Genomic DNA, 14,664 nt, shown 5'->3' with positions numbered 1-14,664 from the left:
TTGCTATTTTTCATTCTTTTCGTGCTATCACTTTCAATGGTGATTTGCTTTGGAGAACAGGCAAAAAGAAAGTCACCGAAACAATAAGCACCCGAAGCTTTCCCGTTTCCTGCGCCAAATAAACGTTTCAAGCACGCCATATTTCATGCCATTGATAGCAGAGACTATAGCATTTAATAGGTTGGCATCATCAGAATCTCTGACAGTAAAGCTAGGTATAGAACAATAGAAAAGTTGCAAGAACTCATCATCCGCAAATCTCAAAGTTATTTGTCAGGCGAGTTCGTATAACACTTTCGTTCGCATCTGTCGAACAACTTTACTTGCGACTCGGATGTCTTGCCAGGCCGGTGGGATTTGAACCCGAGACTCATTGCTGAGAAAGGCTGCAGTACGTGTACATGCTAGCCGCCTTTAATTGTTGCTAGTAACGACTGGAATTCAGCCGACGCTAGCAAGTTCCCACTACCAACTGATACGAGCTGAAACCGATAGGTTAGTTCATCACATTGCCCAATCTGATTTTCGGTAAGTCGTTATACACAATCAATGGCAAAAAAGACCAGGATCACTCCCGGTCTTAACTTGTATAGATAACGACGGAATTTTGGCAAAGATTTTAGATGATAGGACGTGCCATAAAATAGGCGGTCCTTGAAATCTGCGAGCAACGATTCTGGTTCGTATGTATTGCCATTGTACAGTTTTGGACAATCGCATGAAGAATGTTGGCCAACTATAGTAAATGCCGATATAACTCACCTTGCCGGCGTTGAAGTTATCGTGTCACCCCCAGTACTGAGTACTGTGAGTTTGATGGGTTTTTCAGCCTTGCTATTAGCTCAACTATGCGTATATCAGTCTATTTCGATAATCGACGAACAGATTTTCTTTATTTCTTCACTGTGTGTTGAAATGATGACGGCAGAACCTTGTTGGGCAAGTTCGCACAGTATACGTATTACGACGTTAGCGTTGTCTTGATCCAGCGCAGAGGTCGGCTCGTCTGCAAGAATGACACTCGGTTGTTTGAGCAGGAGCCTCGCGAGGGCGATTCTCTTTCGGCAGCCATGCAGTTTTTCAGCAAGACTTCGATGCTGACAATGCCATCAAAGATGATATTACATAGTTCCTGGTCGAACACGTGTTCCCACATGGGATCCTAAGCAGTGTTCAGAAGAAAAGGCAGCTTACGTTCTACTGCTACCTGCCACAGGAGCAGGAAAGGCATACCAATAACCCTTGAGGGATAATAGCCAGCCACCCCCCATACGGTCCGCGAGATCCCGCACGCTGATACCTGTCAACCCATTGTCCAGAAGCAGTTGAGCCAGGTCTGCAGAATCGCGGTAAGGATGGCTAGGGTAAGGGAGCAGCTTGGTTGCAGTTATGGATGCCATGCGCTCTCCGTGTAAAAAATACCGCCAAGTGTGCGTTCCATCCAGAAAGGCAGTAGAGGCAGTAAGCGGCTTCTAACATAAGTGGCCCCACTCCATGTCGCCGCCGGACGCAAGCCCTTATACCTTAATTGTGGCTCAGGCCAAGGCTGAGCGCAGACGACGCTAAATGGGGTGGCGTCTTGGGCCAGGCGCAAGACAGTTGTCCTGGTTATGATCCTTTTGCAGACTCCCGCAGCGGTCCTCAGCCCACTCCTGGCGGTTGTAAACAGAACGGGAGGGACCGGCAACCGCAGCCCTGTCGGAGTACATCAGCTCGACCACCTCCCAAGTTCACAACAACTAACGATGAGGGACGAAATTCTGCTGATTTTTCAACCAATCCGCCACAGGGCAGCTCGGCAACCAACATCTGTCTGAAACGCAATGCAAAAGAGGAGGCTCTGGGTTAAAGTTGAGGGGAAGAAAGCTATTTTGAGGAACAGCCCCATATGCCAAGGTGTTCCGAGAGAAAGAGGATCTCGACTTGCGTCTGTGATGAAACAGTTGCCCAGGCGGTCAGCAGAGACCGTCGGAATTGGTGAGCCCTGTTCCAACGCGCCACCCACGCGAAGTGATCAAAGTACGAGCTCCCCGGTTACCTGTGGCGACTGTCCCCAACAGGGGAGTCCTCAGGCCAAAATTCTTGCCACTCGCATTCGCGCCATGCACTGCAATAATGCCCGCATGATAATAGTGGGCCGCAACTACAAGGTGACGGGCTGACCAGGCGCTCGACCAGTCACAGCCGACGACTCCCCTGATGATGAACCAGACCGCATTACCATCAGAAGGAAACCCATGCCGAATCCTAGCGTCATCACCATCACCGACCTCGGCTTCGCCTATCCGGGCAGCCCATCGACCATCTTCGAGCATCTGTCTGCGACCCTGGACCGGGGCTGGACTGCCATGCTCGGCGACAACGGCTGCGGCAAAACCACCCTGGCTCGACTCCTGTGCGGACGCCTATCGCCGACCCGGGGAAGAATCAGTCCGAAACCCGGCAGCTTGGTATGTGAATACTGCCCCCAGAACATCGCCGAACAACCGCCTAATCTGGAAGATTTCGCCAACGACTGGTCGCAGCGGGCCGTGGCCATTAGGAGGACGCTAGGCATCGCGGACGATTGGACCTTCCGGTATCCGACACTCTCTGGCGGCGAGGCGAAGCGCCTGCAAGTAGCCTGCTCCCTCAGCCGGGAGCCCGACCTGCTAGTCCTGGACGAGCCGACCAACCATGTGGATGCAGTGACCAGGACCCGTATCGGCGAGGCTATGGACCGCTTCGCAGGCATCGGTCTGCTGATCTCCCACGACCGGGCCCTGATCGATGCCAGCTGCCCCAAGTCGTTGGTCTTCCGTACACGGCATACACCGACCGGCAACGTGCTGACGCTGACCCTATTCAAGGGAACGTTGTCGCAGATAGAGGAGCAAGAGAGGGCTGAGGACCGTCGAGCCCAGGAGGAATTGGACGGCAACCGACGGGAATTGGACAGGCTCAATCGGTTCAAGGCTGCCCGTTTCCAGAAACTCCAGCATCTTGATGCCCTAAGACGGCAGGGAGGCCGAATCGACCCCCACGACCACGACGCCCGGAACACCCACAAGCTTGCCAGACCTGGAACCTCGGGAACAGCGGCCGCCCGTAGCTATCATCAGGCTGACGCACGCATCGCCGCGACCAGCAGACGTACCGCCAACTTGCAGACTGCAGCCAAACGCTATGACGGGAGCATAAGCCTGCAGGTCAAAGCCAGCCACAAACGTGAACTAGTCCGGGTTGACGCTCGCGACCTAGGTGATTGGATGGAAGGGCATGGCGTCAAGGACTTCCGCCTGCATCTCGCTGCAGACAGCCAAGCAGAAAACCGTTACGAACCAACAATAGAGACCATCAGTATAGGACCGAAAGACCACATCGGCATCAGCGGACCTAATGGACGAGGCAAATCCACCTTGCTTGAGCTGCTGATCGCCGGCCTGCCCCCAGATCTACCCTGCCTGATCCTGCCTCAGATCATCGACCCGGCACTCATGCAAAAAGCCATGGAAGACGCAGCCGCACTGCCGGAGACGAAGAGAAAGAATCTGATGACGGCTTACACCCAGCTCAACGCTGACCCAGAAGATCTCCTGGCCGGTCACGAACTCTCAGCGGGCGAAGGCCGCAAACTATTGCTGTGCCTGGGATTCTTGAAGCATCCGCAGCTACTGATCCTGGATGAACCGACCAATCACCTGGATCTGCGCTCTCAGGCGGCTCTGACCGAGGTGCTGGCTCCCTACCAGGGAGCTCTAGTGGTCGTCTCCCACGACGAAAGCCTCCTGGACAATGTAAGCTCAATTCGTTGGGCTGTCGATTGATTCCGGCCATCCGGCAGCCTGATATGAGTGTGCAGGGCAGAGGATGCAAGTTAGTGATAAACCGATTGCTATGAACCCTCCACATAAGATGCCGCCCTAATAAGATGCCGCCCTAATCCAATACAGTGCAGTGCAGAAAAAGAGCGAATAACACAGGAAGCACCGGCGACATGTTCAATATGTGCCGGACATTGGAGGATATAAATAATTCCAAGGCTTAAAACCTTGGAATCGCTGCTTTGTGGTCGGGCCGGCGGGATTTGAAACCGCGACCCCTTGACCCCCAGTCAAGTGCGCTACCAAACTGCGCTACGGCCCGACGGTGCATCAGCACCGAGTAGCGATAGTAGCACAGCGTGGCGGTGCCGACAACGGTCCGGCGAGTCCCAACAGACAAATCCAGACGGACCGGGTTCAATCCTCGACTTGCTATTATATTCCTGGACGGTCGACGCAACCCGCGTCGACCGCAAGTCGTCCCAGCCCGGAAGGGGTTCCATGAGCACAGATGTTTTCGACCTTTCGGCCGCGAAGATGCACGATAAGGGCATGAGCGAAGTCTCCATCAACCAGTTCAGGCACCTTTATGAGACCTGGAAACGAGGAGATGCCAAGGCCTGTGTGCGCGAAAAAGACGTCACTGCGCTCAGGGACGTGCCCCGCACCAAAGACATCCACGACGCCATGGACATGGACATGGCCTTGGACGCATTCTCCCGCACCGCCTTCATCAAGCTCAACGGAGGGCTGGGCACCTCCATGGGCCTGGAAAAGGCCAAGTCGCTGCTGCCCATCCGTCGCCACAAGGCCCGTCGTATGCGTTTTCTGGACATCATCATGGGCCAGGTGCTGACAGCCCGCAAGCGCCTAGGCGTGCCGCTGCCGCTGATCTTCATGAACTCCTTCCGCACCTCGCGCGACACCATGCGCGTGGTCAAGCAGAACCGCCGCTTCGTCCAGAACGATGTCCCCGTGGAGATCATTCAGCACATCGAGCCCAAGGTCGACGCCGAAACCGGTCGTCCGGTCGACTTCCCAGCCAATCCCGACCTGGAATGGTGCCCTCCCGGCCATGGCGACATCTTCTCGACCATCTGGGAGACCGGCCTGCTGGACATACTTAAGGAACAGGGCATCGATTACCTGTTCATCTCCAATTCCGACAACCTAGGCGCCAGACCTTCAAGGACTCTGGCCGGCTATTTCGCGCAGTCCGGAGCCCCCTTCATGATCGAAGTGGCCAAGCGGACCGAGGCTGACCGCAAGGGCGGCCATATCGTCATCGACAAGGCTTCTGGACGCCTTATCCTACGGGAGATGTCCCAGGTGGATCCACATGACCGCAGCTCGGCCATGTCCATCCGTAAGCATCCATACTTCAATACCAACAGCATCTGGGTCAGAGTCGATGCTCTGCGCGATAAGCTGGCCGAATACGATGGGGTGCTTCCGCTGCCCATCATCGAGAACCGCAAGACCGTCGATCCCACCGATTCCTCCACCCGCCCCGTGGTGCAACTGGAGACAGCCATGGGCTCAGCTGCCTCGCTCTTCGAGGGAGCCATCTGCGTACAGGTGGACCGTATGCGCTTCCTGCCGGTCAAAACTACCGATGACCTATTCATCATGCGCTCCGATCGCTTCCATCTGACCGACTCCTACGAAATGGAAGACGGCAATTACGATTTCCCCAATGTCCAGCTGGACGAGCGTTACTACAAGTACATTGCCGACTTCGATGAGCGCTTCCCCTATGGGGTTCCCAGCCTGGCGGCTGCCAACTCGGTCACCATCGAAGGTGACTGGACCTTCGGCAGGGATGTGACCCTGTATGCGGACGCCCATCTGAGCGATCAAGGGCGCTCCTCATACGTGCCTAACGGTCAGTATGTGGGACCCCAGGGGATCGAACCGGACGAGTGGGTCTAAGGCCAGGCGCAACAGGGTTCAGCCTGTCAAGAAAAGAGACCGTATTTGGGTGTTTGGCCCCCACGGTCCTGAAAATCAATCTATGATAGGTAGAAGTGCGTTAGGCGCACTAATATACAAAATTTTAACGATACGCGAGGACTGATGGCAGAAGGTACGAACGGAAGACGGCGTTTCTCGGATAAATGGGGCAAGCATGAACTTGATGTCCTAGCCGTCTTATCGTCCGCTTTCCCGCAATGGCTTACATCACGGCAGATAGCGCAACGGGTCAAGGCCTATGCCGACTCTTATGGCGAGCTGGCCGACCAGGCCGCCAAGGCCGCCTTCGCCAAACAGTTCCAGCGCGACCGGGCCAAGCTGGCCGCCATGGGCATAGCCATCGAATCCCGTCAGCCCGAGTATTCCTCCAAGTCAGAGGGGCAGGATTTCGCCTCCTACCGCCTGCAGCTGGGGGACGAGCCTCGCATCCGCATGCACTTCAATCAGGAGGACATGCCGGTGCTGGCCGCGGCCAACTACCTTGCGCGATCCATTGCCATGTCCCAGGAGGCCTGCGAAGAGCCGACCCGACCGGTATCGCGTACCACGCCCCGAGTGCCGCAGGTGCCCATCCCCGGACTGGGCCTGGACTCCATAGCTCCGGGACTGGGTACTCAACGTATTCCTGACAATTTAGTCAAGGTCATCGATTCCCGCCGCTTCGCCGCCACTGTAGACGTGGACGGAGAGAATCTGAACGTGGCCTATGCCGACTCCGACGATCTGGCCATGTTCGTTCTGGAGCACCCTGATGCCTCCATCGTCAGTCCACAGGAGGCCGCAGATGCCTTCCGGCGCCGTCTGGATGCAGCCGCCCGCTTCAAGCTTGCCGATGAATCGCTGAGCCCTGGCGCGGCAACGGTCATTTCCCCGGAGATCGCCCGGACAAGCGTCGAGCATTTCGCCACTGACCTAAGCGACGACGACACGGATCTCCGGCACGCCCGCCGGGCCAGTGCATCCTCCTTCCAGACCGGGTCCGAGGTGGATCGGCGCCTGCGACTCATGCTCTTCCTGTCCGCACACCTGGGCGAGGAATTTTCCCTGGCCGAGTTGGCTGAGCGCTTCATCGGCCACCCCAACAGTAAGGAAGAGCTGCGCAAGTACGTCAATACCATCCACAAGGACATCAACACCCTGACCACAGTCTCGGACGACGGGGAGATGGCCGGCAGCCAGTTCTTTGACATCGACTGGTCTCTGTTGGACGACAGCGGCATCGTCTCGGCTACCAACTCGCTGGGGCTGGAACGGCTGGCCGGCATTTCGCCCCAATACTTGAGCATGCTGACCGCCTCGCTCAACTACCTGGCCCATTCGCCCCTGTTGCCCGAACAGTCTCGAACCCAGGCCGAGTCGCTCTACCAGCGCCTGCGAACCCATGTTGGGCCGGGCGAAACACCATGGCTCTCCCTGACCGGGTATGAGACCGAACCCAAAAGCTTCTCGGTGGTCCGCCGGGCCATCAAGACCGAGTCCCTGCTGGATATGGAGTACACGGATGCCGCTGGCAGGACCCGCCGCAAGGTGGTGGCCCCTGCCAAGATCTTCGTGGATGAGGGCGTCTACTATGTCGCCGCCTGGACCGACATCGGCGACGCAGCAGAAGGCACTGAGGCTGCGGACGCTCCCTCGGATTCCAGCCAAGGCAAGAACGGGGCACGTCGCCACCTCAAGCAGGGCACCGGGCGCAACAGGCAATGGCAGGTTCTGCGAATTGCAAGAATCGAGCATGCGACCATCGTCAAGCCCACTCACAAGGTGGAGTTCCCTGATGTGCCGGTCAGTGAGCTGCGCAAGTGGTCCTTTGACAACGGCACGGCTGCGGTCTTCATCACCGACCGGCCGGACCTGCCCTACATCAAGTCCCTGCCGGGCGCCTCGGTTGAGCCCTGCGGATCCGGGCAGAAGGTCCATCTGACCGTCTCCTCGGACTCCTGGTTCGTGGCCTTCTGCATCGCCCATGCCAAGCACATCACTGCGGTGGCGCCCAAGACCCTGCGCACCATGATTCTAGCCCGCGCTCAGCGCGAGATCACCATCAGCGATGCTCACGACAAAGAGCAGGACCGGCGCTAGCTCCGGTCGGAGAGGAGTTCCATGCCTGGATGGATCTGGGTGCTTCTAGTGATCTTCATGCTGTCCATGCTGGTCGGCGGAGCCGTCTTCGCCATTCGCCATGCCATGGCAGCCGGTCGCTCCATAGGGCGGGTCTCAGACGATTTGAACCGCCACCTGCCCCAGCCTCCGGCTACAGTGCAGCCCCAAGCGACGGATAGGACTGAGGGTCCGGCCTTCGCCTTGCCCCTGTCACAGTCAACCGAGCGATACAGCCAAGCTCATGCTTTGGTGCTGCAACGCAAGGACCGGCGCAGGAGGAACCACGGCGTAATCTGGCGGCGTTGGAAGCAGTTCAATAGGTAGTTCTTGGAGGAACATGTCAGGTCATCGTCACCACGGACAGGATTCATCAGCATCCGAACCGGGGCCGGCAGAGCGCTATGCACGTTTCAGTCGTCACCGCAAACGAATGACCGGTGCGCCCGCACGCTTTCAGTCCAAGCTGCCCTTCCCGCTGGATGACTTTCAGCTGGAGGCTATCACTGCTCTAGAGGAGGGCAATAACGTTCTGGTGGCTGCTCCGACCGGCGCCGGCAAGACTATTGTGGCCGATTTCGCCGTTTTCCTGGCCCAGGAGCAGAACGTCAAAACCTTCTATACCACCCCTATCAAGGCGCTGAGCAACCAGAAATATCATGACTTGGTCGACCGTTATGGCGAGGATCAGGTGGGGCTGCTGACCGGCGATACCTCCATCAACTCCGAGGCAGACATCGTAGTCATGACCACCGAGGTCCTGCGCAACATGCTCTATGAGCACTCCTCCACCCTGACAGCCCTGAAGTACGTGGTCCTGGACGAAGTCCACTATCTGGCCGACCGCTTTCGGGGGCCCGTCTGGGAGGAAGTCATCATCCATCTCCCGGCCTCGACCCGCATTGTGGGGCTGTCGGCCACCGTATCCAACGTTGAAGAATTCTCCGATTGGATATCCTCAGTGCGAGGACGTACCCGGCTGGTGGTCTCCGAGCGCAGGCCCGTGCCGTTGGAGCAGCATGTCCTGGTCCAGGCCGACAAGCACACCGAGCCTGAGATTCTGGATCTGTATCGGCACGACGGCTCAGGTCAGCAGACTCCGCGAATCAACCCGCGCTTGGTCTCCCGACTGGCTCAACTGGACAAGGCCGGACAGGAGCGCACCCAGGCCCGGGACAAGGGGCACCACAATCGCCATGGCCGGGGCGGCAGGCCGGAGCGACGGATGGGGGAGCGCTACCGTCCAAGCCGGGCCGACGTGGTTGATGAGCTGGACTTCATGGACATGCTGCCTGGCATTTACTTCATCTTCTCCCGCACTGGCTGCGACCAGGCTGTTCAGCAATGTATCCGAGCAGGACTGCAGCTGACTACCGAGGAGGAGGCTCGCCGCATACGGCACATCGTGGACTCCATGGCAGCCGGACAGCTCAGCAAGGAGGATCTCAAAGCGCTGGGATTCGCCCAGTTCCGCTTCGCTCTAGAGCAGGGGTTCGCCGCCCATCACGCCGGTGTAGTCACTCTCTTCCGGCAGATAGTCGAACATTTGTTCGAACTTGGGCTGCTTAAAGTCGTATTCGCCACTGAGACCCTGGCTCTGGGCATCAATATGCCCGCCCGCTGCGTTGTGGTTGAGAAGCTGGAGAAGTTCGACGGCACCGGCCATGTAGCCCTGACGCCCGGCGAGTTCACCCAGCTGACCGGTCGGGCCGGACGGCGCGGCATCGACGATATCGGCCATGTGATCGTGGTCGACCACCGGGACTTCAGCCCCAAGACTATGGCCGCTCTGTCCAGCAGGAGAGTCTACCCGCTCCACTCCAGCTTCCGGCCCACCTTCAACATGGCTGTCAATCTGCTCAACTCCTCCAGCTACGGCCTTGCCCGAGACACGCTGGACCACTCCTTTGCCCAGTGGGAGGCCAATCGATCAGCATCTCAGCTTGAGGAACGCATCGAGACTCTGACCAGCGGCCTGGAGGATTACCGGAAGGCAGCCCAATGCAGCCGTGGCGATCTGATCGGGTTCATGCGCATCCGTGCGGCCCTCTCTTCAGCCCAGAAGAACGATCGCCGTCGACTGAAGCGTCAAAAGTTCAACAGCGAAAAGGCCCGCGACCAGGCATTTCGCGACCTCGACAGGCATATCGACCAGCTGCGCAAGCAAGAGCAAAGCCATCCCTGCCGCCAGTGCCCGGACCTGCCTAAGCATCTGCGCTGGGGGAACCGGTGGATCCGCATGGACAAGGAGCTGCAGCGCACTCGGGATCAGTACGAATCCAAAACAGGGTCAGTCTCACGCCAGTTCGACAGGATCTGTCAGATTTTGACCGACCTGCGCTACACTCGGCCTGTGGATCCAGACGACTGCCGACTGACCCGCAAAGGGCAGTTGCTCCGGCGAATTTACAGCGAGCAGGATCTGAGTCTTGCAGAAATCCTGAATCAAGGCATCCTCAGCGATCTGGAACCTGCCGAACTGGCAGCCGCCGTCTCTGGACTGGTCTACGAATCCCGCCGCGGGGTAGGGGAGCAGCCGGGGGAGAGGGCGGGATACCGCGCTCCGAGACTAGTCGAGGCCATGGATGATATGAAACGACAGTGGTCCCAGGTACAGGATCGCTGCGATCAGGCTGGTTTGGAACTGCCCCCGGAACTCGATTTTGGCTTGGGGCCGACCATTTATGACTGGGCCTGCGGCGACACACTGACCACCATTCTGCGTGACAGCGATCTGACAGCAGGGGACTTCGTCCGCAACGCCAAGCGCCTGTCCGACGTACTCACTCAGATCGTCCAGGTGGAACCCTACCTGGGCAGGGGAGGGCACCACCTGGCCAAAACTGCCAGCATTGCCGCAGACCAGGTCAACCGTGGCATTGTGGCTTATACGGGCGTGGAGTGAACACGGACACGATCAGGGAATAAGTTTCAGGTCAACACTGTTCTGTAGCTTGGAGGCAGTGTCGGACACGAGTATGGAGGATTCATGGCAGAGCGCAGTCTTCGCGGCATGAGCATAGGGGCGAAATCCCTGGAATCAGATCAGAATGTGGATTTCGCGGCACGCAGCGAGATCGCATACATCTGTCCCAAGGGCCATCGGACTATTCTGCCGCTGGCTGAGGGCGCTGAGGTGCCGCAGGAATGGGAGTGCCGCTGCGGCCAGATCGCTCACCTTGAGGGGCATGACGAGCAGGAATCCGGCAAAACCGGAAAGCCGACCAGGACCCACTGGGACATGCTGTTGGAACGTCGGTCCGAAGACGAGCTCAAGGCTGTGCTTGACAAGCGTCTGAAAATGCACCGCGAAGGATGGTTCCCTGACTATGAGTAAATCACCGCGCCGCCTGGTTCTGCTGGATCTGGACGGCACCCTGACTGCTTCTCATCCGGGCATTATCGCCTCAGTAGTGCGAACTTTTCAAGAGCTTGGTTATCCTGTACCTGACGATGATGCGCTACGTCGATTCATCGGACCGGCCATAGAAGAATCGCTGCGCATCAACGGTATCAGGGAGAAGGACATCGTTAGGGGCGTACAGGTCTATCGACGCTATTACAGCGAGATAGCAGCATTCGAGGATCCAAAGCATCCTGGCCAGCATATTCCTGGACGCCTGCTTGCCAAGGTCTTCGACGGCATTCCCGAACAGTTGCATCGTCTGCGCGCACATGGTCTGACCTTGGCTGTAGCTACTTGCAAACCCGAGTACCAGGCTCTGCCGGTGTGTGAATACTTTGGTCTGATGCCTCTGGTAGATGGCATCTATGGCGCCAGCAAGGACTCCACAAGGATTTCTAAAGCCCAGGTGATCACCCACGCTCAGCAGACCCTTGGTTTCGATATCAAGCACGGGGACCGGTCCCTTATGGTCGGGGACCGCTGGACTGATGTTGATGGTGCGTTGGAAACCGGCATGGACTGCCTAGGATGCGGTTGGGGCTATGCAGAGTCAGGAGAACTCGAGTCTCACGGCTGCTACCGGGTCATCGAAAGGGTCGATCAATTGTGCCAGGCTGTAGAGGATTACTTCCAGGACAACCTTCCAGGAAGCAATTGAAGAAATGACATCTTGCTCAAAATCTCTCTTGCGCTAACGTGCACACACACCTTGTAGACAAAAGACGTATGCAAGTCGGTATCAGCAAATATCCCGAAACGGAGTGTTCCACTATACCCATATGTAGAACTTGCAAGCCATAATCGAAGGAACAGATGCTTCAGCAGAAACAGCCGTGACATCATCACTAAGAGAACGTGCTAAGAAACTGACCTTGAGATGTCAAGTTTTATCGGTTGTCGCCGATGCGTCAATTGCAGACCATGTTGGTGCAGTTTTGGCTTTTGTCCTACATCAATCACTGATGATCAGGATCAGATTCGAGTTTTGCGATTGTCTACTGCCTAGCGTGCAGACAATCGCAAATTTCGGAGCAGGGACAGCAGCAACAGTGATGTCACAGTCAACAAGGCAATTCGTGATAGATCACCAATAAGCCGATAATGTACGTTATGTCAAATTACTTATTATTTTCTCTCCTCTCTCATCAGGTCAAGCGGCCCGCTGACGCCGCTCATGCTGATGCTCCAGACGCTGGCGCAGGCGCATGGCCGTCAGCTCGTCAATGGGCCGCTCAGGCAGACCCGGGGTCAGCTGTCCAGTAGTCAAATCTACATGATCGCAGGTCTGTAGCTCCAAATCCATCCGATGCCAGATAGCACCGATAGAGATGGCAAAAACGGCGCGGCCGGACTGCATCAATGTGAAGACCTGATCGGGGCTTGAACATTCGACGACCTGATCACCGTCGCAGACCACGGTAACATGCTCCAGCTGACTCACGGTCCTACGCTCAAGATAGGCCACAGTGCTCGTAGCATTGACCAAGTTGACACCGGCATCCAGGAGGCGCTTAAGGACGGCGAGGATGACCACATCCTTAAAAGAATAAAGTCTGCGGGAGCCTGATCCGTGCGAAGCCTTGATTGATGGTTCGACAATCCGCTTGCGGGCCCAATAGTCCAGTTGCCGATAGGTGATTCCAGCTACCTTTGCCGCGACAGTGCCCCGATACCCGCGGGTTAAGCCCTCAGCCTGCTCAGCTGAGAAGAGTTCCCCCTGCACCAGCGTCGGCACTTCTTCGGCCATGAGTCATATCCCCTATCAGCTCTTGGCGATGACAGCCCGATTATCGAAGTAGACCAGCCTGAATTTGCCGATCATGATTTCGTCGCCGTTGTGCAGGTCAGCCTGGTCCACACGTTCACGGTTTACATAGGTGCCGTTGAGACTGCCGGTATCCTCGACCCTGAAACCTTTATCGGTCCTCACGAATACCGCATGCGCCCTGGAGACAGTGGAATCATCCAACAGAATGTCCGCCTTCGGATCGCGGCCAACGCTGACCTGGTCTTCGTCCAGCAGATAACGCGACCCCGACACCGCTCCCCTGGTGGAAATCAACAAGGCTGTGCCCTCAGGCAACCGGGCCATGGTCTCCAGGTCGTCCTTGGTCAATGGACGGTCACCGTTGGAAGTGACTGGAATGTTCAGGGCCGGCATGCCGATGATGGTCGTCTCGCCCGCAGTTGGAATAGGATCTGTCATAGTTGCCTATTCTACAGGCTTTGCATACTGATAGTCCTGTACGCGTCGAACCTGGTCGATTCTGACACCATCGGACTGTTCCACCGACACGGACGCGTGGAATTGCACCTTGATCCGCGAACCCACTCCCCCGGCGATCTGAATGGCGTTCTGCAGGCTGTCCGGATCTCCGATGGCCTTGACGACATACGGGCTATGCAACTTGACGTGGTCGCACTGCAGGCCCTTGTGCGTATCCAGCAGATAAGTGCTGGTGACCACCCGAACATCGTTGAAGGATATGACCTCAGCACCGGCATTGCGCAACTCCTCAATCAAATTGAACATGGTCGAGGCATCCACACGATCACCATCTTCAGTGACTGTTATCACCACTCCCCTGCCTTCAGCTGGCAGCCTCCCAGACAGGATGCCGCTGCTCTGCTCGTTCTGCTGGGCGATGCGGGCAGCTTCCTTCTGCTTGTCAGCCGCGGACTTGATGGAGGTCAGCTGCTGGTTAAGTTGGCTCTTGCGCTCCTCCAGCTTATCGACCTGGTTGCTGGTTTCATCCAGCAGACGAACCAGCTCCTCTTCAGAAAGACTCTGGTAGGAGGACTGGTTATTGTGCACCTGAACTGCATATCCAAAGCCCAACAGAGCGCACATAAGAGCCACCAGGACGCTGGTGACCAGCCTGACCCGGGTAGCGTTGGCGTTGAGCGATCGCAGAGGCCGTCGACGAACCACTGGGAAAGCACCGGTCTGCGTATCATCGGCCGGTGCCTTGACCCGTCCAGGCCTTCTGGGAGGAATGCTCTTTGGCATCCGCTCATTGCGTTTTTTCCTGAGGGTGTGTCTCATATGTTCACCCCTTGAAGATAAAGCGTCGAATTGCAGAGACGTTGGAGAAGATGCGTATGCCCAGGACCACGATGACAGCCGTCGACAGCTGTGACCCCACGCCCAGCTGATTGCCCAGAAAGACCAGAAGAGTGGCCGTAATCACATTGGAGATGAAAGAGACCACAAAGACCCGATCCGAGAAGCTGCGCTCAAAATAAGAACGGAGCGCGCCCATCAATGCATCCAAGGCCGCCACCACCATGATGGGCAGATAAGGCTGCAGGACGATGGGAATGTCGGGCTTGAGGAAGATGCCCGCCACCACGCCTAGAATCAGGCCGAGAATTGCCGACATG

Annotated in this window: 11 protein-coding genes, 1 tRNA gene and 3 pseudogenes; 9 read left to right on the top strand and 6 right to left on the bottom strand. The window is 57.1% G+C overall.

The features are described 5' to 3' along the window. Window positions 1-857: 857 nt before the first annotated feature. Entirely contained in the window at window positions 858-1,076 is a 219-nt protein-coding gene (locus tag DKK75_RS08380; RefSeq protein ID WP_375314998.1) for a hypothetical protein, read from the bottom strand. A gap of 1,161 nt (window positions 1,077-2,237) precedes the next feature. Here DKK75_RS08380 and DKK75_RS03395 point away from each other — a divergent pair. After that, complete coding sequence (locus tag DKK75_RS03395) at window positions 2,238-3,806, top strand: ATP-binding cassette domain-containing protein (RefSeq protein WP_110452047.1); 1,569 nt, start codon at window positions 2,238-2,240, stop codon at window positions 3,804-3,806. A 242-nt stretch (window positions 3,807-4,048) separates the two neighbouring features. Here the strand turns inward: DKK75_RS03395 and DKK75_RS03390 are convergent. Beyond that, window positions 4,049-4,125: transfer RNA gene (locus DKK75_RS03390), tRNA-Pro, on the bottom strand. 179 nt (window positions 4,126-4,304) lie between these two features. Between DKK75_RS03390 and DKK75_RS03385 the strand changes: the two genes are divergently transcribed. From DKK75_RS03385 to DKK75_RS03360, 8 genes and pseudogenes are all read left to right on the top strand, one after another. Continuing rightward, window positions 4,305-5,735 carry a UTP--glucose-1-phosphate uridylyltransferase gene (locus DKK75_RS03385; protein WP_110452046.1) on the top strand — a complete coding sequence of 477 codons (1,431 nt, stop codon included), beginning with the start codon at window positions 4,305-4,307 and terminating at the stop codon, window positions 5,733-5,735. A gap of 144 nt (window positions 5,736-5,879) precedes the next feature. Continuing rightward, window positions 5,880-6,663 (top strand): annotated as a pseudogene (locus DKK75_RS08375) (helix-turn-helix transcriptional regulator); the annotation flags it as partial. Window positions 6,664-6,737: 74 nt separating this feature from the next. After that, window positions 6,738-7,383 (top strand): annotated as a pseudogene (locus DKK75_RS08420) (WYL domain-containing protein); the annotation flags it as partial. An 86-nt stretch (window positions 7,384-7,469) separates the two neighbouring features. Further along, a pseudogene (locus tag DKK75_RS08415) lies at window positions 7,470-7,856 on the top strand (helix-turn-helix transcriptional regulator); the annotation flags it as partial. 21 nt (window positions 7,857-7,877) lie between these two features. After that, a complete protein-coding gene (locus tag DKK75_RS03375; RefSeq protein WP_110452044.1) occupies window positions 7,878-8,201 on the top strand; it encodes a hypothetical protein in 324 nt (107 codons plus the stop codon). Between the two features lie 13 nt (window positions 8,202-8,214). Continuing rightward, window positions 8,215-10,779, top strand: a complete 2,565-nt coding sequence (locus DKK75_RS03370) for a DEAD/DEAH box helicase (RefSeq protein ID WP_110452043.1) — start codon at window positions 8,215-8,217, stop codon at window positions 10,777-10,779. A gap of 84 nt (window positions 10,780-10,863) precedes the next feature. Beyond that, complete coding sequence (locus tag DKK75_RS03365) at window positions 10,864-11,211, top strand: RNA polymerase-binding protein RbpA (protein ID WP_110452042.1); 348 nt, start codon at window positions 10,864-10,866, stop codon at window positions 11,209-11,211. Further along, a complete protein-coding gene (locus DKK75_RS03360) occupies window positions 11,204-11,938 on the top strand; it encodes an HAD hydrolase-like protein (RefSeq protein WP_110452041.1) in 735 nt (244 codons plus the stop codon). The genes DKK75_RS03365 and DKK75_RS03360 overlap by 8 nt, the downstream gene beginning before the upstream one ends. Window positions 11,939-12,430: 492 nt before the next feature. Here DKK75_RS03360 and DKK75_RS03355 read toward each other — a convergent pair whose 3' ends face one another. Genes DKK75_RS03355 through DKK75_RS03340 form a run of 4 tightly spaced genes read right to left on the bottom strand, consistent with a single transcriptional unit; the run spans window position 12,431 to window position 14,663 of the window. After that, window positions 12,431-13,027 carry a MerR family transcriptional regulator gene (locus tag DKK75_RS03355; protein WP_110452040.1) on the bottom strand — a complete coding sequence of 199 codons (597 nt, stop codon included), beginning with the start codon at window positions 13,025-13,027 and terminating at the stop codon, window positions 12,431-12,433. Between the two features lie 15 nt (window positions 13,028-13,042). Further along, on the bottom strand, window positions 13,043-13,486 hold the full coding sequence (locus DKK75_RS03350; protein ID WP_110452039.1) for an FHA domain-containing protein: 444 nt from the start codon (window positions 13,484-13,486) through the stop codon (window positions 13,043-13,045). Between the two features lie 6 nt (window positions 13,487-13,492). Further along, window positions 13,493-14,290, bottom strand: coding sequence for a DUF881 domain-containing protein (locus DKK75_RS03345; protein ID WP_258333136.1), 798 nt, complete (start codon window positions 14,288-14,290; stop codon window positions 13,493-13,495). 40 nt (window positions 14,291-14,330) lie between these two features. Then, complete coding sequence (locus tag DKK75_RS03340) at window positions 14,331-14,663, bottom strand: small basic family protein (protein WP_110452037.1); 333 nt, start codon at window positions 14,661-14,663, stop codon at window positions 14,331-14,333. Window position 14,664 lies beyond the last annotated feature (1 nt).

It is taken from the genome of Bifidobacterium asteroides (genome assembly GCF_003202695.1).
In the GTDB taxonomy this organism is placed as follows: Bacteria; Actinomycetota; Actinomycetes; order Actinomycetales; family Bifidobacteriaceae; genus Bombiscardovia; species Bombiscardovia asteroides_G.
Note: the sequence above shows the minus strand (reverse complement) of the source record. Positions and strands in the feature narration are given on the sequence as shown.

Coding starts and splice junctions, on each gene's coding strand:
- DKK75_RS03385 (WP_110452046.1), top strand. CDS start 4,305: ATGAGCACAGATGTTTTCGACCTTTCGGCCGCGAAGATGCACGATAAG.
- DKK75_RS03365 (WP_110452042.1), top strand. CDS start 10,864: ATGGCAGAGCGCAGTCTTCGCGGCATGAGCATAGGGGCGAAATCCCTG.
- DKK75_RS03360 (WP_110452041.1), top strand. CDS start 11,204: ATGAGTAAATCACCGCGCCGCCTGGTTCTGCTGGATCTGGACGGCACC.
- DKK75_RS03375 (WP_110452044.1), top strand. CDS start 7,878: ATGCCTGGATGGATCTGGGTGCTTCTAGTGATCTTCATGCTGTCCATG.
- DKK75_RS03350 (WP_110452039.1), bottom strand. CDS start 13,486: ATGACAGATCCTATTCCAACTGCGGGCGAGACGACCATCATCGGCATG.
- DKK75_RS03345 (WP_258333136.1), bottom strand. CDS start 14,290: ATGCCAAAGAGCATTCCTCCCAGAAGGCCTGGACGGGTCAAGGCACCG.
- DKK75_RS03340 (WP_110452037.1), bottom strand. CDS start 14,663: ATGTCGGCAATTCTCGGCCTGATTCTAGGCGTGGTGGCGGGCATCTTC.
- DKK75_RS03370 (WP_110452043.1), top strand. CDS start 8,215: ATGTCAGGTCATCGTCACCACGGACAGGATTCATCAGCATCCGAACCG.
- DKK75_RS03395 (WP_110452047.1), top strand. CDS start 2,238: ATGCCGAATCCTAGCGTCATCACCATCACCGACCTCGGCTTCGCCTAT.
- DKK75_RS03355 (WP_110452040.1), bottom strand. CDS start 13,027: ATGGCCGAAGAAGTGCCGACGCTGGTGCAGGGGGAACTCTTCTCAGCT.